This window comes from Natrinema salaciae, from assembly GCF_900110865.1.
Lineage (GTDB): Archaea > Halobacteriota > Halobacteria > Halobacteriales > Natrialbaceae > Natrinema > Natrinema salaciae.
On record NZ_FOFD01000005.1, the window covers coordinates 302638 to 321862 of the forward strand.

Here is a 19225-nt window from a genome sequence, read left to right on the forward strand (position 1 = left end):
TCGCTGTCGTACCGCCCTCAGGAGTTCGCTAATTCGAAGTCGCCGAGGTACGTGTTGTTTCCGGAGACGTCCCACGTGAACTGGTCATCGTAGGTGACGGTGGCCGTGGTTGACTTCCCAGTCTGTACCTCTGTACTCTTCGTCAGGGGGTGGGGTGAGATCGTACCGACCTCCTCGTTGAATCCGACCGCACCGCTCGCGTTCATTTCGATGGCATCCCCGATCTCGACGGAGAAGTCTGTTCCGTCCCGCGAGAAGCTGATCGGAACGGTTGTGACGTCGGCGGATCGGACGTGTGTATCAGCGACGGGCGCCCAGATGCCACCGGCGCGGCCGGAGTAGATGTCCTCGAGCGCCTCGCGCTGGTCGTCGTTGGCCGTCTCGTCGAGGAGTAGCACGATGTCCCACTCCGTCTCGGGGGCGAACATGACCCCCTCATCGGTCGAAATGAGCATGCCGACATCTACCCCACTCAGATCGACATCGCCGTAGTTTCCCTCCTCGATGTGCCATGCCAGTGAGACGGTACAGACATCATCGTCCGGTGATTCCATCCACACACATTGGCATGCAACATCGCAGTTGCAGGCTTCAACGTAGTCTCCCTTGATGGTCCACTCTTGTCCCATTGATGAACACCGTGTGGAATGCCAGCAAGAACCACGATAAAGCTATCTAGTGAAAATGGATCACCTGGTGAAACCGTTGGGTTCCCCTTCCGATTCACCTGCACTTCTCCCAGTAGTTTCGGTCACCGTGTATCGACTGCGTACCACAGAACCAACGTGGCTTATCGAAATCGACGGAACGAGATCTGTTTCGTCACAGACGTCGTCCCAGATTACCGCCACCCGTCTGCAGGAGCTCGTCCGCCGCGAACGTGATCTCGATAGTCTGCTTGATGACTACGAGGCATGGGAAGACGACGCCGGGTTACACGACGTTCACTGTATTGCGTTCGCTGCAGAATCGGCTACTCGAGATGGAGCTTGAGTACATAAGATACAGATCATACAGTCATACATGTCATATTAACAGTACTGCGGATACGATTTTATCGATACGGCTCGTTGATCTGCCTATGTCGATCGATATCGAGGACTTTGAGGAACGCGCTCCCGAGGAATTCGAGGGACCGAGCAACGCCGAACGAGTGCTCCAGTTCCGCTACGAGAATAGGGAGAAGGCATGGAAGGCGTCGACGATCGCCGACCGAGCGGATGTCAACGAGAACTCGATCTCGACGGTACTCAACCGGCTGAAGGAGCAGGACCTCGTCCGCCACAAGGGCTCGTACTGGGCCATCACGGACGACACGGAACGACTTCGTCGTGCCCATCAGTTCTATCGGACGGTTCAGCGATTCAACGAACTATACGGCGAAGAGGATCGCGACCAGTGGACCGAAACGAGCGGACGAGCAAACGAATGATATCCGACCGAGGAGCGATCGTCTTTGCGGCCGATCCATTCAAGGGTGAGGATGCCAGTCGACCCTGGCTGATCGTCGGTACGGACGAGACACCATTTCACGGCAACCAGTACATCACACTACCGCTCTCGACGAAAACGTGGTACGACGAGCGCGTTCCGATCGATGACGATGATCTCGTCGATGGTGGGCTCCCAAAAGACAGCTCGATTCTCCCGTGGGCGGTCGCATCCGTCGACGCGACTCGAGTCGATCGCGAGCTCGGTGTACTCGACGAAAGGCTCGTCGACGAGGTCGGTCGGCAGCTGGGGTCGTACGTCGGTCTCGAGCAACGCTGACTATTGGCTTCGATCGTTGTCGACGCGATACATATGTCGTATGATTTAAACGTAACTGACGAGGTTACGATCCCGGTTCGACGAGTTCCGCTTCCCCGTACGTCTCGTCGACGGACGTCACTCGGACCGTGGCCTCGATTGCCGTGCTTTCCTCCTCGAGGAAGAGGACGAATCCGCTCTCCGTTTTACAGACGAGCGTTCCGTCGGCTTTCTCATCGACGATGTCGACGGAAACCTCGTCACCCGGTTCGGGTTTCCCACCGAGGGGGTCGCCACACCGCCAACATTCCGTATCGTATTCTGCAGATCCCTCTGGTGCGTTGCTTGCCCCGCATCGGGGCGTATCGCATTTGATGAACGAGTCGTGTTTTCCCGGATGATAGCGTCCCACACCACCAGTGAGGCTACTGTCTCGTAAAAACGTGCTGCTGTAGCGGTTCCGGCTTCGACCGCTCTCCTGACTTCGTGAACGAAACCCTCTCGCTGTTCCGCTGGGTCCGCTTGAGGATATCTTGGGCAATCTGGCCGGCGACCGCTGATCCCGAATTCGTTGACCGAGCGTGGCAGCTAGCGGTCGATCGACTCGTCGATTCTCGAGGCCAAGTACTGTTGGTGACGTCATACTGTCGAGCGAATCAGTGTCGAGCGGACAGGCAGCCGATTTCGACCCGAACCAACCATTACGGCAACAGGACGATTTAGGACCGCGTGCTCCAATTCGGGCGACATGTCCCTCTTCTCTTCGAGAGCGCGATCGACGATTTTGATCTCTCGACGGCGACGCTCTGTTCGCCGGCGCGTGACGACCTCGAGCAGGCTCGAACCGATCTCATTCCGCTGGACGGCATCGTCGAGTACGCGAGCCACCACGATCGCCCCGCCCATCCTGAAACGGACGACTGGGTGGCGATCCCTCTCCACGAGCGCGACAGCGCCGAACTGACGGGCGAGTGCGTCGCATTCTCCGATCACTCGCTGCACGGTGAGACCGTCGTCTACGACGACGGCGACGGCTACGACTCGATTGACCAGGGTGCGTTCGTCACCTTGGCGCTGGCCGAGCGTGTCCCGTTCTGGCACTCCGATTACGCGCCTGAGAATCCGCCGTCGTACTTCGATTCCCAATCTCCGAGCGCGAGCCGGCACGGAACCCGCTCGACGAGGACGAGGCCGACCCCCTGTTCGACGAACTCGAGTCATTCGTCCGGGCGCGGAGGCCCAGCGCGAGGCCAACAGGGGGAGAGTAGCCGGGAAGACGCCCGAAGCGCGACGGTGCCGAGAAGATGGAGGCGATGATTGAGGGCTGTTGACGTACTTCAGAGTCGAAACACAGGAACAGTCCTTCGATTCGATCAATCTCGAGTCAGTGCTGGACGATGTTTTGACGGATCTCGATATCCGGATCAACGAAACCGGTGTCGAAATCACTGCTGAATCGCTACCGACTGTCAGAGGTGACGCCAGCCAACTCCGCCAACTCTTCCAGAACCTGCTGGAAAACGCTCTCCAACGTTGCTGGCGAATACTCGTTTCTGCGTGACGGCGTCGAGGTCAGAGATAAGCATACGAAGGCGTTACTGGAGCAGACATCTAACTATGCAGTATCTGTTAGGAACAGTCTGCTGAAGACAGAGGAGGGTTCAGCACAGCGGCTTCGTTTGTTTCACATTGAAGCCACTGAACCAGTCATTCGGTAGACCTGCACACTGAACAATCGTCTCTGGTTCAAGAATTGAGTTACCTTTTTACAGATCACCAATTAAGATCACCTATGGCGCTTGACGATGTCCTTGCCCAATTTAGTAAATTCCTCGAAGGGGACAAGATAACCGGAAGACAGGCGGGGCTCATAATCTTTGTCTGGATGGGGGCCGTCGCTCTCTTTGGATTGATATCCTATATTATAGTGTTCATGATCATTGGGTTTTAATCAGTTTCGTCGCTATGTCTCTCGCCTGTACTGACCGACCACTCCCCTTGTAGAGCGCCTCTCAATCTGTGCCACATTCGCGCTCTGTAGTGAGCCCAGCTGCTGAAACCTATCACCGACTGTGGGTTTCAACAAGGCCGTTCCATTCGGTTCGAACGCGCCAAACTCGTGGCAGGGCGAGCCGGGGATGTTCGCGTCGGTCGCGAGCCCCCTAGTCGTCCGCGGGCGTCGCGACTTCCGATTTGATCATGTCGGCGGCCTTCTCGGCGATGGCGATGGTCGGAGCGTTGGTGTTCCCGCTGGTGAGCGTCGGCATGATCGAGGCGTCGACGACGCGCAGGTTCTCGACCCCGTGGACCTGGAGGGAGTCGTCCACCACGGCCATGTCGTCGTCGCCCATCTTGCAGGTTCCGACGGGATGATAGACGGTGTGGGCCGTCTCGCGGATGTGCTCGCGGATCCCCTCGTCGGTGGTCACGTCCTCGCCCGGCCAGACTTCCGGTCCGCGGTACTCGTCCATCGCGTCCGCACGGGCGATCTCGCGGGCGCGCTTGACCCCTTCGACCATTATCTCCCAGTCCGTGTCCTCGGTGAGGAACTTCGGATCCAACACCGGGTCCTCGAAGGGGTCGGCAGAGGCGAGCGTGATTCGACCGCGGCTCTCGGGGCGGACCTGCGTCGCACCCACGGAGAAGCCCACACCCTCGTCGGGGTTGCCGAGCCCGTTCTCCATGAAGTACACCGGCGCGAAGTGGTATTGGAGGTCCGGCGCCGGCGCGTCGTCATCTACGTAGGTGAACCCGCCGGCCTCCCCAATGTTCGAGGACGGCGCGGGTTCGTCCGGCCCAGCCGTCCGCTCGTGGATGACGAAGGAGAACAGGTGATCCTGGAGGTTCCGACCGACGCCTGGGAGGTCGGTCTGCACCTCGATGCCGTGCTCGGCGAGGTGATCGGCCGGGCCGATGCCCGAGAGCATGAGGAGCTGCGGAGAGTTGATCGAACCGGCGCTCACGATGACCTCCTGGGCTGCGTCGGCCTCGTGAGTGGTGCCGTCTTGCTCGTAGGTCACCCCGACCGCACGGTCGCCTTCGAAGCGAATCTCCGTCACCTGCGCGCCCGTCTCCGCGGTCAGGTTGTCCCGGTCGAGGATAGGGGTGATGAATGCCTTCGCCGCGCTGCACCGCTGGCCGTCCTTCTGAGTGACGTGATAGTGGCCGACCCCCTGTTGTTGTTCGCCGCTGAAGTCGTCGTTCCGGACGTGGCCCACCTCGACTGCCGCCTCGACGAGCTGGCTCGAGACGGGGTGGGGGTCAGCCGGGTCGGCAACGTTCAGCGGGCCACCCTGGCCGTGGTACTCCGAGTCGCCCGGCTCGAAGTGCTCGGAGCGCTTGAAGTACTCCAGCATCTCGTCATATCCCCAGCCCTCGTTGCCTAAGTCGGCCCAGGTGTCGTAGTCGTATGCGTTCCCGCGGATATAGATCATCGCGTTGATCGAACTGGAGCCGCCCAGCATCTTCCCGCGGGGGACGTAGATCACCCGGTCGTTCAGTTCGGACTGGGGTGCCGTGTGATAGTCCCAGTCGTATTCGGTCTTGAACAGGCTCGGAAACAGTGCTGGGACGTGGATCTCCTCTTTCTCGTCCGGATGCCCGGCCTCGAGCAACAGGACGTCCGCGTCCGGATCGGCCGATAGTCGATGTGCCAGCGCACAGCCCGCCGAGCCAGCACCGACGAGCACGAAGTCGTACGCAGAGTCGTTCAACGCCATGAAATTGTAATATACGGAATCCTTAAAAAAGATATGGTAACCATACCCACGTTACCGAATCACATTCTCCGAGACGGTGTTTCGCGTCGACGGCGACGGCTGCCTGATCGTCGTCTCTCGACTCCGGCCGAGCGATCAGCTCGACGATGTCGACCGAGATCTGATCGAAAAGTGGTGTTATAGCTTGAACACGCGAGTTGATCGCTTCTACAACTCGTGGGTGGGCAGTTGGACAACCGCCAACGTTTCTCTTGAATAATTCATACACTACTACAGTACGAAGCGAATGTACCAGTCACTATGGATAAATATACGATTCTGTGTTCTCGAGGCCGTCTGTAAATTATCAGGATTTGGTAGCAGTCCTACTCGAAGTCCACTTCAGCGATGCGTGTGAAGTTGGAGGACTACAATACGGCCAATATCGTGGTCTCGTTCGTCAAATGGTCCCGGTACATCTGCATATCTCTCGAACGTCTGGTTCATCGGTTTCAGGTGACACACATTCGGTCATCGTGCTGAACCCACCTCTACGTCTCACACCGTGTCACTGACAGCAACTCGAGAAATAGTCGAGCAACTGCAAAATCCCCGGCGCGAATGCAGTAGTGGACCACGCATCGATTCACGTTGGTTGAATCGATCGGTACAGCTGGTTGCGTACCCAGATCGAGCAGCCCCCGATTGGAGGAGTAGACTTATGCTTATTACCTGTAAAGAACGCACCACACTGACGTCCGGGTCGCTGGACAACAACAATGAGGCCTGCACGTTACACTAGAGATGCCCATGAGCCGTGAAGACCCGCCGATTGGTGGGTCCGTCGCATCCGGGTTCGAACCCGTTCGGAGGGCCTTCGAGAATAATTTCACCCGCGGCGACGAACTCGGGGCCGCGGTCGCGGCGTACCACAATGGTGAGAACGTCGTCGATCTCTGGGGTGGGTACCGCGACACTGATTGCACAGCCCCGTGGACCGAGGAGACGCTCGTACTGGTCTTTTCAGCGACGAAGGGAGTAGCCGCTGCTGGGATGGCTCACGCCCACTCCGCTGGACTCTTCGACTTCGACGACCGGGTTGCTGAGTACTGGCCAGCTTTCGGCGTCAACGGCAAAGACGACGTTACCATCCGTGACCTGCTGAATCACCGAGCCGGTGTTGCTGCTATCGACGGGAGGCTGACCCCTGCGGATCTCGCTGATCGGCAGTCCCTTCTCGACCGGCTCGCCGCGAAGGACCCCGACTGGACGCCCGGGACTCGACACGGCTACCACGCGTTCTCACTGGGATGGTACGCGAGCGAAGTGCTCCGGCAGGCCGATCCCGAGGGACGGCGGCTCCCGACGTACCTCCAGCAGGAACTCCTGTCGCCGCTCGACGCCGAGTTCTATATCGGCCTACCGCGGGCCGTCGATTCCGAACGAGTCGCGGAGGTAGAATCGTTCGGCGTCAGGGATCTCCTCACGAATATCCAGGGGTTTCCGCCGCGGATGCTCCTCTCGCTGGCCAACCCGTGGTCGCTCACGACACGCGCGTTGAGCCCGTTCGAGATGTCGAGCCCGGCAGCGTTGAACGCGCCCGAATGGCGACAGCACGAGATTCCCGCCGGAAACGGTATCGGTCGGGTCCGGGATCTGGCACGGCTCTACGGCGACCTCGCTGTCGGCGGTGATATTGTTGGCTTGGACGCGGCAACTTTCGACGAACTCAGATTCACGCCTCCCCCACCGCCAGGTGGCTCGACCGATATGGTACTGAAGACTGAGACGCTCTACTCGCTGGGCTACTGGAAACCGTTCGCGGGCTATTCGTTCGGCAGTTCGGCAGCGTTCGGCGCGCCAGGCGCAGGCGGAGCGTTTGCCTTCGCCGATCCCGAGCGAGGGGTAGGATTTGCGTATGCCCCCAATCGGATGGGCACCCGCATCTGGGACGACCCGCGCGAAGCGGCCCTTCGTGATGCTGTCCTAGACTGTCTGGACGCCCACGGGTCCCGGACTGCTTCGCCGTCGAACTGATCCAAGAGGTTCCGATTGTCCCATTCACGGGTCTAATTTTCAGCTGGTTCAGTCGATTCGGACGGAACAGAACGCGGCTGTCGTGTTGCATCCACGCTCTGTATTGCTACCACTTTTCTAACAGTTTTTACCAGTTTGTTTCGACGCTACTGAACGGAGGGCGCGTATCGGTCAACAACTTGCCTGCACTAATAGAGAACTCGGGACAGAGAAGACGCTGGACCGTTCCGCTGGTCCGATCGATCGCCTCTCAGTATCTGGTACTATACCGTTAAGTGAGATTAGCATCATAATTGACTATGACCGCTGAGCAGCTACCGACGAACTCTGTACAGAGAGGGAGGCGGAAGATCGGCGTGTTTCTCTTGTTGACGTTTGGCTGGTCGTGGGGGTTCTGGGGACCGAAGGCTCTCGCCGCCGAAGGACTCGTGGAGAGCGTCCCTGCGCTTCCCGAACTGGGTGCGTTTGGCCCGACCGTTGCTGCCTTCGTCCTCGTCACATACACGAACGGTATATCTGGGGCTCGACGTCTCGCGCGACGTGCGGTTCGCCGCAACTTCCCGAAACGGTGGGTGATCCCGGCGCTGTTCCTCTCCCCTATCATTGTCTTCACCGCACTCGGCGTCGCAATTGCCACGGACGCTTCGCTATCGTTCCCTTGGACGGACAATCCGATCGTCCTTCCGATCGCGTTCGGTGTCATCTTCTTTCTCGGTGGTCCCGTCCAAGAAGAGTTCGGCTGGCGAGGGTACCTCCTTGACCCCTTACAAGATCGATTCACGGCACTTGGTGGTGGGCTCGCTGTCGGTCTCGTCTGGGCCGTCTGGCACATTCCACTGTTTTTCATCCCGAGCGAGACGATCTACTACCAGAATCCGTTTCTCGGGTTCGCGGTCTCTATCACGCTGCTCTCCGTGCTCATGACGTGGGTGTACAACAACACGAACGCCAGCCTTCTCCCTGCCCTTCTGTTCCACACCTCGTTTAACTGGTCGCAGGGGATGTTTCCGATACTCGATTCCGATCCAGCGAGCCTCACGTTCGTCGGACTCCTCGCTTTCACGACGGTTGCTGTCGTCGTCTACTGGGGGCCGGCCAGACTGGTTCGGACTGATAGCCCACGGCCTGATCGGTCATCGCTGTGAATGAGGACGAACGTGCGTGAACCTGATCGTAATCACTTGTCTGATACTTTCTCTGTATTCAGCAACCAGCGACCCGGATTATCGTCCACAGCGAGCCGACAATAGACAGTTCGTGACTGGGCCGAGTTCTGCATCCGGGATCGTCACAAGGAGGGTTGTTCTACGTGTCGTTCCCAAAATTCCGGTCCCTCGTACTTCGCATACGTCGTTCGATAACCGAATCGACGGCCAACCGGCGCGAGGACGGTCGCCAATAGGCGGGTCACGGCCGGAGGGGGCGACACGAACACCGTATCGTCTGCTAACTCGTCGGTCAACACCATGCCCTGGAGAACCGTCGGCTGTCCCGAGTCACTCACGTTCCCTTCGTGAGCGAGGCCGAATAACGTCCTGATGAGCGGGAGTGCCTTTCCAGGTGGTTTGACTGTGCCGATAGCCGCGGCGAAACGGTCGCCATCGTAGCGGGGTTTGTGAACCGTTCCGGCGGGCACGGTGCGTGAATCTCCCGCCGAAACGCGGTGAGGGGTTCCTTCGACGACGACCGTCAGTTCGCCCGAGATGCCTTCAAAGGTTTCCTCGTACCCTACGTGGTAGTGTTCCGGTGGCCCTTCTCCAGCGCTCAGGTAGAGCGCGCTGTGATACTCGCCCCCCGTGTCCTCGGGGGGTTCAAGTTCGGCGACCCATTCCCGAGTCACGGGATTAGAAACGAGGGGTCCGGTCCGTTCCCGGAGTTTCTCCGCAAGATCGCCATCGGGATCGACCTCGAGACCGCTCCCGGGGATAGGGTCACCGTTCTCGTCGAGCGTTCTCCCCACAGGTGTGGCGACCATGTGGAGGAATAACATGGGGTGGGTGATGAAGATTAGGGTGGAAACACTGCTTGATATCCAGGAAAAGTTCCCCGCGGACTACCGCCTCTCCGTTCAGCATGCAGCTTTTGACAGCTATCGGAGAGACCGAGTGCCGTTCCGTTCCTATTTGACCCGTACTGAGCGATCGGCGCGTTTGAAGACTGTGGTACCTCTCGTGCTCCATTCGCGCCCTCTGTTCGACGGGAGTGGGAAAATGAGTCACAGAAACCGTCTGTGACACACCCGACTGTGCGACCGGGTCAGTTACTGGGGATTCGGGTTCGAGCCAACGGCGTTCTGTTCGAACGCCGTGCCGGTGATCGACTTGAGTCGGTCGACCAGCGAGTCCTTCTTCGGTTCGCCCATCAGGGCGACGTCGAGGACCTCGCTGATGTTCGAACAGGGGATGATCTCGACCATCTCCTCGTACTCGTCTTCGATCATCACGTCCTGTTCGTTCGCCTCGGGGATGATGACCTTCGTGCAGCCGGCCTTCGCGGCGGCTTCGATCTTGTGGGTGACCCCGCCGATCGGGAGCACGTCACCGCGGACTGATAGCGATCCAGTCATGGCGACCGACTGGTCGACCGGGATGTTCTCCAGCGCGGAGATGACGGCGGTCGCCACGGTGATGGAGGCGGAGTCGCCGTCGACACCGCCTTCGCCGGTCTGGACGAACTGGATGTGGATATCTTTCTCCGAGAGGTCCACGTCGGAGAACTTCTTGATGATCGCGGAGACGTTCTGGACCGACTCCTCGGCCATCTCCTTGAGCTGGCCGGTGGCGATCACCTGCCCGCCGCCCTGTGCGGGGGCGATCTCGGCCATAACGGGAAGCATGATGCCCGAGTCCTCGCCCATGACGGCGAGGCCGTTGACGCGGCCCTCGACGCCGCCGTCGTTGACCTGCAGCTCGTAGTCCTTGCGGCGCTCGATGTAGTCGTCGGCGAGCTGTTGCTCGATCGAGCGCGACCGGTCCTTCGCCCGCAGAACGTCGTCCCGAGTCGTGAACTCCCGATCCTCCGCGCGAGCGATGTCACCTGCAACGCGGACCAGCCCACCGAGGCTACGAAACAGCAGCGTCAGGTGATTCTTGCGGCCCGAGCGACGCTTGGCCTCGAGGATGATCTCCTCGACGGCGTCGTCGGTGAAGTGGGGCAGACGGCCGTCGCGTTCGACCTCCTGGGCGATGAAGCGGGCGTACTTGCGCCGCATCTCGGGGGTGTCCTCGATGGTGTCGTCCATGTAGACCTCGTAGCCGTACCCCTTGATCCGGTTGCGGAGCGCGGGGTGCATGTTCTCCATGGCGTCGAGGTTCCCGGCAGCGACCATGATGAAGTCACAGGGGACGGGCTCAGTTTGAACCATCGCGCCCGAGGAGCGCTCGGACTGGCCCGTGATCGAGAACTCGCCCTCCTGAATCGCCGTCATTAGCTTCTGCTGGGTCTGGATATCGAGCGTGTTGATCTCGTCGAGGAACAGCACGCCCTTGTTGGACTGATGGATCGAACCGGGTTCGACCCGTTCGTGGCTCGGGGTCCCCATGCCACCGGACTGGAAGGGGTCGTGACGGACGTCGCCCAGCAGTGCACCGGCGTGGGCACCTGTTGCATCTTCGAACGGTGCCGTGCGCTGATCGCCATTGTTGACCAGCAAGTTCGGTACCATCGCATCCGAGCCCTGGCTCAGATTCCGAAAGATAAACCAGATGATCCCTGCCGCAAGGAGACCGAGCAGGAGCGAGGCCCCCGCCAGAATCGTGTAGGCGAGGATCGCTGCGATGGCGACCCACATCAGGATCGAGCGCATCCGGTTGCGCTTGTTAGCTTCCTCCTTGTGGGCGTCGACGATCTGATTGCCCTTTCCGGCGGGAACGGTCCGGACCTTCGGCTCGTTGTCGTCGCCCGGGTTGGGATAGACCAGGACGTCCTGTAGATCCTCTTGGGGAAGCAGCTGACTCATCGCCTTCGCCAGCATCGACTTCCCGGTCCCCGGCGAGCCGATCATCATGACGTGGCGGCGCTGCTTGGCCGCCTTGATGATGATCTCTCGCGCTTCATCCTGTCCGATGACTTGATCGACGAGCCGTTCCGGAACCTCGATCTCCTCGGTGGAGTCGATCTCGAGGCCGCCGAGGAGGTCGTCTTCGGCGACCGCTTCGTTGATCTCGACGTCCGGACCGACCTCGACGTCGCTACCGAGATCCTCGACGGTCTCGACGTCGTCACCCTCCTCGCCGGGACTACCGGCTGGAGCGTCTTCGGGAGGGTCGTCGTTCATATTATTATTCATAGCTCACTACCAAGTACCGAATATGAAGGGCTTGCCGCGGATATACTTTCTCCATAACGCCATTCGGCGGTCCGGCACTTCGATCGAACACAGCAACGAGGACGGAGTCCCGTTCAAACCGATTGCGGGTTGCGACGAGAATGTGGACACGGATATGCTCGTACAGGCCGGTCCGAACTACGATGTTTCCCGGGCTGAACTCGTGGCGCAGATCGACCGGTCCGACGACGACCAGGTTGCTACCTTCGCGAACGAAGGCTCGGTCGACCGTGCGGAGCGGACGGGGTGACCGCGCCAATCGAGGACGGCGTCCAAGAGCCGACGACCCGATACGACCGCGGACTCGAAGCGCTCCAGGTGCTCGATGGTTCGATGACCGTCGACGAACTGGTTGTCGATTTCGAGATGGCTGTCACTGCGGTTCGGAAACGGGTTGCGTTTCTCGAGGAGTTCGATCGGACCATCCGAGATGGTGAGACCGTCCGTCAACGGACTCGTTCGGTCGCCTGTAATCGTGATCGACCGTCTCCATACGCCCCGTTCTTTCGACTGAGATTGTTGGCTCAAGATGTGACAGGATGATTCACCGACGCAGGACCAGATACGTCCCGCCGAGGACGAGGCCATACGCCAAGTGTGCGATCAGGCTCGGAAGAGCGAGATTCGGAAGCGGGGGTGCGCCGGCGAACCCGATCACGTTCAGCCACACGGGCATTACGACGCCGGCAGCAACGATCCATAGTACCGCGCCATAGAAGAGACTCGCGCCGAGTACCCGCCATCGGTTTTCGACGTGTCCCCTGATGCGGGGGCGCGTCAACAGTGTCACGAAGACCAGACCGAAGAGCACGCTGTTGAATAGGTGGATTCCCCATCCTGCGACCACTCCTTCCTGGCCAAACAGCGCCGGAATGGCCATCTCCATGGCGTCGGGCATCCCCGACAGCATCAATAGCCCCATAGCGACACCGCCGACGAGACCGCCGATCACCCCTCCGAGCCATTCTTTCTTCGACGTTACCTCGACTTTCTGCCCGCTAACGACGTCAGCGGGCGCGACAGTTTTCGAACTCATCTCTGATCCCTACCCCCGATAGGTGCCCAGAGAACATATAGCTGCCACTACAAGAAACTGATAGTGAATCGGACGACCTGATATAATAGAAGGCAGGCATGTGACCAAATAATCGGTTGAACCGGGGCTCTTTGCGACATACTCCCTCCATACGAAAACGTCCTGAGAAAACGTTGAGGGCGGCGATTCAGAAACAGTCAGTAATCGCCTGAAATAAGGAACGCAGAACAGCGCCGCCGCTCAGTGGTAAGCAGACACCTGACCCCCCAACGGCGTTAGTCCGGCGGGTCGAGGGCGTAGTATTTCTTTGCTACCGTCAAGAACTGATTCGCGTCTACACGCGGTGCATACGTCGCATTCTCGCCATCGATGGCGAGTTTCACCAGCAAGTCCACGAGCCGCCAGACGTTGTACAGTACGCACGCGAACACGAAGCGATGTAGAAGGAGTGCTGGCCGCTCTGGGCGCACATGTTCTCGCGCATCCCCATGTACGCGTGCTCGTGAACCACGGTGTTGTCAGCCCGGTTCAGATAGAACGCATCTGTGACGAACGGCTTGGCCTGTTTCCAGACCTCCTTGGTTTTCTCAGCGACGAGCCGCTGTTCGCTCCGCCTCGAAGTGATGTCGCGTTCCTCGGGACGGAACACTGGGTCTGGAACGGGAATGCCCTGCTCACGAGCGAAGGCGAGGGCTTCCTCAGTAGCCGTCCGCACGAACTCGCGCTGTACGTCGGTGAACTCCTCGTTCTACATCTCCCAGAGCCGCGACTGGCTTGGCGCACCGCTCGTATCACGGTTGTGAGCGACTGGGAATCCGAAGTCGCGGCAGACACTGGGGTGCGCGTGGAGAAATTCGTGGAGGAGGCGTTCGCGGCAGTCCCACGCGAGCCGGAGCATATGGGCCTTAACCCACGCGTAGAATGAGGTAGTGTTCTGATACCAATCAGCGCGGTTGTCGCCGTAGGTCTTGTCTCGGAAGAAGGCGCTCCGTAGGACTTCGACGAAATCTGGCTTCTCGGCGTAGTGGGTGAGGAAGTGGATACTCCCGTTGTGGGTCTCGCCGTTAACGGTGAACGTGAAGTACCTATCGTGGTCGAACGGGGATTCAACGGGCAGAGCAACTGACACTACTCGACCGCACGAGGAAGGCTGTATTAATAATATGTATTCTGAGTGGGATGAGAATTGAGTTAGAAAATAAGTTATATAATTTAGTAAAATATTTAATAGCTCCTACGCAAATTTGTAGTGTGAATCGACGCACATTTCTTGCGACTGCCGGTGCTTCGGTGAGTGTGTTTGGCGGTGGTTGCTTGTCTCTCTTAGATGATTCTTCGATTCGGTTAGGGTTTCTTGACGTTGGTAACTTTGACAGCGAATCGCACGAGTTCGATGTACGAGTCAAACGGGACGGTGCACAAGTACACTCTTCTTCACACGTTATTGGTGGGAAAGACGGAAACGTCGTCCACGGGGAGGCAGTCGAATGTACGTGGGGGCGTACCGCTGGAGAATATAGAATCTCCGCCCGAGTGGACAGCAACGAATGGAAGAACCAGTCACTACTGCCAGCAGATACTGGGGTTAGTTCTGAAACTGATTGTGTCGTTGTGGGCGTCTGGTATCGCTTCGATGGACTGGAATTCCAGATTGAGAGTGGGTGCAATCGTGATTACGACGGGATGTGTTCGTTCACCTCTCATTAGTCCCACTGTGTTGAACGGCCAGTCCACAAGGAGTGGTTGCGAAGTACTATCTCTGAATGAGAACTCCAAGCGATTATTTCTGACGTGCCTGTCTTCTGGATATAACCTTGTCAACCGCGATCAGCTGTTCATCGTCGAACATGCGTTTGCAGAAGACGATACCCGTACCACTCACGCTCGAGTGGAGAGCGGAGATGCCTGGGCGCACAGAATAATCGACGTCCTCCGAGCGGACGGCCGAGTGCGAACAACTGAGTCGCTCATTGAACGAGTATCCGGTGGATTCGGGCGAAGTACGCACGCTGCCGTCCTCGTCAGCCGAACTATGTCTTGGTCGTTGCACACCGGATATCGGTACTGGGAGGACAACGCAGAGCGCAACGAGAACGACGGAATCGTCAGTAGCGTCAGTGTTACAGGAGCTACGCATTGTCACCAGTGCAGTATATCTCTGGTCTAAATATCTTCTAGAGACAGTTGGCGGTCGAACCGATCGTACCGTGCGGACTACCGGCCGGAGTTCGTGACTGAACGCCGCGACCCGGAACGATCTCGACCGATCGACGGGCGGTGAAATATGGCTGGCTCTGGACAAGTCAGGCTGGCACTTCCTCGTCCGTACGGGCAAGCGATATCGAGTACCCGGCCTCCGCAGAGCGATAGACCGCGTCGACGACGTTCTGGACGACCAGCCCCTGGTCGAACGTATTACACGCCGGGGGTTCGCGGGTTACGACGGACTCGAGGAACATCTCGAGTTGCGTTTCGTGAGGCGTGCGGTGTGGCGTGGCCGTGATTTCGGACGTCCGATAGTGAGGCGTTCCGCGAGTGCTCGTGTGGTGGATTGTGAGCGAGTCGCCGCCGAGTTCGAACGCCGCGCCGCCGTCTGTTCCCCGGACGATAACATCGTTACGCGGTGTTTGCGAGGCCGCCCACGCTACCTCGACGCTGACCGTGCGATCGTCTGCGGTCCGGATGAACGCGCTGGCGGAGTCGTCCACTTCGAAAGACGTCTCGTTCCCGTCCAAGTCGTTCGACTCGGGCCGGTCGGGGTCGACGTACTTCGACCGCCAGCCGAATTCGGAGCGGCTGATCCCCGTCGCTTCGACCACTCGAGGGAATCCAAGCACGTAGAGTGCAAGATCGATCGCGTGAACGCCAATATCGATCAGTGCGCCGCCGCCGGCGAGTTCTGGGTCCGTGAACCAGGAATTTCGCCCGGGAATGCCGCGACGTCGAACGGTGTGAACCTGTACGTGCGTCACGTCGCCGAACGCACCGTTCGCCTGATACTCCTTGAACACGGTCGTCGCCGGCGAAAATCGGTTGTGGAAGCCGACCATTCCGAACCCCTCGGCCGCCTGTTCCGCCCGGGCGATCCGCTCGGCGCTCTCGAGCGTGTGCGCCAGTGGCTTCTCGATGAGCACGTCTACCCCGCGTTCGAGGGCCGCCACGGCCGTCGGTTCGTGGAACTTGTTCGGTGTCGCAACGAGCACGGCGTCTAGCGCTTCGCCTTCGTACAGTGCCTCGTGCGTTTCGTACGTCCGTGCGCCGAACGCCTCGCTGAATGCTTCTCGCTTCCCCGGGTCGACGTCAGCTCCGCCGACGACGCGATGCCCGAGGGAATCGACCGATCGGGCGTGTTGTACCCCCATGCCGCCGAGGCCGACGACGCCGACGCGAACCGGTTCGTTCGTCGTTGTTATTTCTGCCATCAGTTACTATCTACTACTCACTTACGTTTAGTACTCTATAAGAGTTAGCATACCACAAGGTAGGGAGGTTACCGCTGAACCGGTTCGATGCGCTGGGAGTTCTGGTCCTCGAATGTGAGACGAATTCGGCTGGCGAAGAATCCAGAACCCTCGTTCGATTCCGACCAGTGGGAGTTACGTGCGCGTTATCACGTGGGATGCGGGTTTTACTTCGTCTCGAATCCGGGCGTCAGCTCCCGAGTCGACGCGCTCGTTGGTTGGGTCGAAACAGAATCAGTGCTCCGTCGAGTGCGTCGGACTTCTGTCGCGCACCCGGTGCTCCGTTCGCGGTCGTCGACCGCGACGCCGGCAGTCTCGAGGCCGTAATCAGCTGTTGCTGCGGCGACGTTGTTGGCGGTGCCGCCACCGGCGCGACGAGATCGAAATCGGTCACTCAGGGGTACAGACGATGAACAACCGCAAATAGCGATCGGGGGTGTTCGGCTTCGAAGCACGATCGAGAGGACTGTTTTCACGCACGGTCCAGAAGCATCGTTTCACGTTCCGTCGTCCCGGACCCCAGACCACTTTACAGACATATGAATGTTCCCCAGTTGTGCAGCAGTAACGAACGACCGTCGAGACGGGACGTGATCGAAAATTGTGCGTCCGGGCTCGACGGCATTTCGGAGCGGGCGCCACAACGCAGTAGAAGAACGGGCCGACAATTACGTTTCGATTTTGGGGATCACGAGGGACCGTCGATCTTCCGAACGATCCCGAGAGGGTTCACGCCGCGACGTCGACCCACCACCACGCGACCGTCTCCGAGACGGCGAGGACGACCATCGCGAGGGCCGTCGGGAGCGGCGAACGGCTGTTCAGAACGTCTAGCGTCTCGGTACACGATCGGTGATCACCGAACCTGAACCAGAGACGGTATCTGCAGCGTTCATCTCACGGGCCACGTCCCGATCGATAGTAGTCTTGGGAAGCGGCCAGTTCTCGAGAGTGCCGAACTATTTCCCGAAAGGTCCACGCTTCTACGGAGGTATCACTCGTTTCTCGACCGGCCGAAACGGGGACATCATCGGGTCCCAAAATAAAACGGAGCAAAGTAGCCACGCCCGTCACACGCCTTTCAGTATCGATCCGCAATATCTCTCGTGCTTCGATATTAATTGTTTGGGACTAATGGTCCGGCCACGCATCGTCGGAGAACGATCTTCTTACTCGTCCTCTATTTCCCAGCCGTAATGAAATTCGACAGACGACACGTACTCCGTCTCGGAGGAATCGCGACGGTCGGATCGCTCGCGGGCTGTTTTGGTTCGGGCAACGAAGAGGACGCAACCGATTCTGACGACGAGCAAGAAACGAACGACGGTACCGACGGGGGCAGGTCGTACGGCTGGCAAGATGCGACGTGGGATTCGTACTGGTACTCCCTGTACAATATGAGTGCCAACATCGCGATGAGCGGGAACGGCGTCCTGTTCCCGCACAACGACGAACAGCAAGCCCAGTTCGATCGGCGGTTCCCGGCGATGCTCGAGGCGGCAGACCAGGAGCGACCGCCGGTCAGGAACGCGAACCTGAATATGGCTGCGTTCACCGAAGGAGATCCGTCGTTCACCCAGCAGCCAGTACTCGAAGACGACAGCGGGCGACCGGACGCGAGCACCCTCCAGTGGGACCACTCGAAGTCCTCCGGCGTGGTTAGCCCTTCTTCGCTGGCGTGGACGCATCTCAAGGGCGTGACGTGGGCGAAAAACTTCGAGGCGCACTTCGACATTCTGCCGGATGCTCTCGCGGCGGAGTTTCGCTCGGAACTGCTCTCGACGCTCGGACAGATTGGGATCAACGCGGCACTCATCGCTGGCGGACCACAGGAGAACGGTGCCTTAACGGCCGGTGACGATTCGTTACAGCTGATTTCGGGATTCCGTCCGGGTGGTCCGGAAGTCACCGATTCGACGCCGCGGGTTCACCATCACTCGGCGATGCTCTGGTTCCTCTCGGAGATGACCAGTCTCGCCCAGGGTGGTTGGTTCGGCTACGAGAACCCCGAACCGCTGATCCCCGCGAACAGGATTCAACAGCTCGCCGACGGGATGTTCCAGGCGACCCGGTCCCAGTTCGCCCCGAACGACATCGCCAGCGAGTCGACGCGTCAGCTCGGTCAGACGCTGGGGGCGGTCGGGTGGTACGGCACCCAGGCCGGGAGCGATCAGGCGCAGTCGAGCGCTGTCGAATACGCGAACGCCCTCGCGACGCAGGTCGACGCCAATCTCGACGATAACGGGTCGATCGAAAACAGCCCCGCAAATCAGGCCGCGACGCAGGGTATCGTCGGGCAGGGGCTGCTGTGGGCGTCCGAACTCGACGGCGTCGACCATACCGACACTGCCGAGAGCGTGCTCGGATACATGCTCGACGAACTCTGGGATGCCGACGCGGGAACGTTCAAACCCGAGCCGAACGCCGATACCTACGAGATCACCGCACGGGACGCCGGAGATATTACCGGCGGCCTCAACGCTGCAGACGCCGTTCTCGAGATGAACGGCGTGAACGACACGTTTGCACGGTTCTTCAATCAGACGTTCAACCGGGGACGACTCCAGCGTGCCGAGCGCCCGCAGTCCCGTGACGACGACGCCGAGTACACGCTTCCGTTACCGCCCGAAGCCGACGGGGAATACGGTCAAGCGGCCGTCTACAACGCTGCAGTCGAGTACGATCCCGCCGCCGACGAGTGGTCCGTCACCGACGATCGCTTCAATACCGAGTGGTCGCTGTACCTCGCGAATCAAGACATCTGGATCGGTCAGTGGGGAGGTGACTTCTACCAGGGTCGTGGCCGGCCGGGGCATTCCGATTCGCCCCCGAGCGGGTGATACCAGGCGTATCCGGCGTGGTGATTCACCGATATCACAGCGGCGCTGCCCGCTTCTCTACCCCGAAAGAACGATCC

General features: G+C 59.4%; 17 protein-coding genes and 1 pseudogene. 9 read left to right on the forward strand and 9 right to left on the reverse strand.

Translation table 11 applies throughout. From position 1 onward, the window contains the following. Positions 1 to 17: 17 nt before the first annotated feature. Positions 18 to 629 carry a DUF1326 domain-containing protein gene (locus tag BMX07_RS18200; RefSeq protein ID WP_090620615.1) on the reverse strand — a complete coding sequence of 204 codons (612 nt, stop codon included), beginning with the start codon at positions 627 to 629 and terminating at the stop codon, positions 18 to 20. Positions 630 to 1081: 452 nt separating this feature from the next. On the opposite strand from BMX07_RS18200, the gene BMX07_RS18205 reads away from it, so the two are divergent. Together BMX07_RS18205 and BMX07_RS18210 are read left to right on the forward strand one after the other, a co-directional pair. Beyond that, on the forward strand, positions 1082 to 1432 hold the full coding sequence (locus BMX07_RS18205; protein WP_090620617.1) for a MarR family transcriptional regulator: 351 nt from the start codon (positions 1082 to 1084) through the stop codon (positions 1430 to 1432). Continuing rightward, positions 1429 to 1770, forward strand: coding sequence for a type II toxin-antitoxin system PemK/MazF family toxin (locus BMX07_RS18210; RefSeq protein ID WP_090620619.1), 342 nt, complete (start codon positions 1429 to 1431; stop codon positions 1768 to 1770). The genes BMX07_RS18205 and BMX07_RS18210 overlap by 4 nt, the downstream gene beginning before the upstream one ends. A 64-nt stretch (positions 1771 to 1834) precedes the next feature. On the opposite strand, the gene BMX07_RS18215 is transcribed toward BMX07_RS18210, so the two are convergent. Next, on the reverse strand, positions 1835 to 2161 hold the full coding sequence (locus BMX07_RS18215; RefSeq protein ID WP_090620621.1) for a TRAM domain-containing protein: 327 nt from the start codon (positions 2159 to 2161) through the stop codon (positions 1835 to 1837). Between the two features lie 317 nt (positions 2162 to 2478). Here BMX07_RS18215 and BMX07_RS18220 point away from each other — a divergent pair, with 317 nt between their 5' ends. The 3 genes and pseudogenes from BMX07_RS18220 to BMX07_RS24640 all read left to right on the forward strand — a co-directional run bounded on the left by BMX07_RS18220 (position 2479) and on the right by BMX07_RS24640 (position 3700). Further along, positions 2479 to 3066, forward strand: coding sequence for a hypothetical protein (locus BMX07_RS18220; protein ID WP_090620624.1), 588 nt, complete (start codon positions 2479 to 2481; stop codon positions 3064 to 3066). After that, a pseudogene (locus BMX07_RS25275) lies at positions 3039 to 3280 on the forward strand (two-component sensor histidine kinase); the annotation flags it as partial. The gene BMX07_RS18220 and the pseudogene BMX07_RS25275, both read left to right, overlap by 28 nt. Positions 3281 to 3541: 261 nt before the next feature. Further along, entirely contained in the window at positions 3542 to 3700 is a 159-nt protein-coding gene (locus tag BMX07_RS24640; protein WP_175480195.1) for a hypothetical protein, read from the forward strand. Between the two features lie 211 nt (positions 3701 to 3911). On the opposite strand, the gene BMX07_RS18230 is transcribed toward BMX07_RS24640, so the two are convergent. Continuing rightward, positions 3912 to 5468, reverse strand: coding sequence for a GMC family oxidoreductase (locus BMX07_RS18230; RefSeq protein ID WP_090620626.1), 1557 nt, complete (start codon positions 5466 to 5468; stop codon positions 3912 to 3914). 789 nt (positions 5469 to 6257) lie between these two features. On the opposite strand from BMX07_RS18230, the gene BMX07_RS18240 reads away from it, so the two are divergent. Together BMX07_RS18240 and BMX07_RS18245 are read left to right on the forward strand one after the other, a co-directional pair. Next, positions 6258 to 7484, forward strand: coding sequence for a serine hydrolase domain-containing protein (locus tag BMX07_RS18240; protein ID WP_090620726.1), 1227 nt, complete (start codon positions 6258 to 6260; stop codon positions 7482 to 7484). 299 nt (positions 7485 to 7783) lie between these two features. Further along, positions 7784 to 8629, forward strand: coding sequence for a CPBP family intramembrane glutamic endopeptidase (locus BMX07_RS18245; protein ID WP_090620631.1), 846 nt, complete (start codon positions 7784 to 7786; stop codon positions 8627 to 8629). A gap of 143 nt (positions 8630 to 8772) precedes the next feature. Here the strand turns inward: BMX07_RS18245 and BMX07_RS18250 are convergent, their stop codons facing one another. Together BMX07_RS18250 and lonB are read right to left on the reverse strand one after the other, a co-directional pair. Continuing rightward, positions 8773 to 9459, reverse strand: a complete 687-nt coding sequence (locus tag BMX07_RS18250) for a cupin domain-containing protein (protein ID WP_090620728.1) — start codon at positions 9457 to 9459, stop codon at positions 8773 to 8775. Between the two features lie 285 nt (positions 9460 to 9744). Beyond that, positions 9745 to 11772, reverse strand: a complete 2028-nt coding sequence (gene lonB, locus BMX07_RS18255; RefSeq protein ID WP_090620633.1) for an ATP-dependent protease LonB — start codon at positions 11770 to 11772, stop codon at positions 9745 to 9747. A 22-nt stretch (positions 11773 to 11794) separates the two neighbouring features. Here lonB and BMX07_RS18260 point away from each other — a divergent pair, with 22 nt between their 5' ends. Continuing rightward, positions 11795 to 12061 (forward strand): hypothetical protein, encoded by a 267-nt coding sequence (locus tag BMX07_RS18260; protein ID WP_090620635.1) that lies wholly within the window; start codon positions 11795 to 11797, stop codon positions 12059 to 12061. A 294-nt stretch (positions 12062 to 12355) separates the two neighbouring features. Here the strand turns inward: BMX07_RS18260 and BMX07_RS18270 are convergent, their stop codons facing one another. From BMX07_RS18270 to BMX07_RS18280, 4 genes are all read right to left on the reverse strand, one after another. Next, a complete protein-coding gene (locus BMX07_RS18270; RefSeq protein ID WP_217643706.1) occupies positions 12356 to 12847 on the reverse strand; it encodes a histidine kinase in 492 nt (163 codons plus the stop codon). 379 nt (positions 12848 to 13226) lie between these two features. Next, complete coding sequence (locus BMX07_RS25280; protein ID WP_245742159.1) at positions 13227 to 13562, reverse strand: BUD32 family EKC/KEOPS complex subunit; 336 nt, start codon at positions 13560 to 13562, stop codon at positions 13227 to 13229. A 33-nt stretch (positions 13563 to 13595) separates the two neighbouring features. Further along, entirely contained in the window at positions 13596 to 13976 is a 381-nt protein-coding gene (locus BMX07_RS25285; RefSeq protein ID WP_245742160.1) for a hypothetical protein, read from the reverse strand. A 1174-nt stretch (positions 13977 to 15150) separates the two neighbouring features. After that, the gene (locus BMX07_RS18280) at positions 15151 to 16269 is read right to left on the reverse strand and encodes a Gfo/Idh/MocA family protein (RefSeq protein WP_090620640.1); all 1119 of its coding nucleotides are present in this window, start codon (positions 16267 to 16269) and stop codon (positions 15151 to 15153) included. A 1235-nt stretch (positions 16270 to 17504) separates the two neighbouring features. On the opposite strand from BMX07_RS18280, the gene BMX07_RS18290 reads away from it, so the two are divergent. Continuing rightward, complete coding sequence (locus tag BMX07_RS18290; protein WP_090620644.1) at positions 17505 to 19148, forward strand: plasmid stabilization protein; 1644 nt, start codon at positions 17505 to 17507, stop codon at positions 19146 to 19148. Positions 19149 to 19225 lie beyond the last annotated feature (77 nt).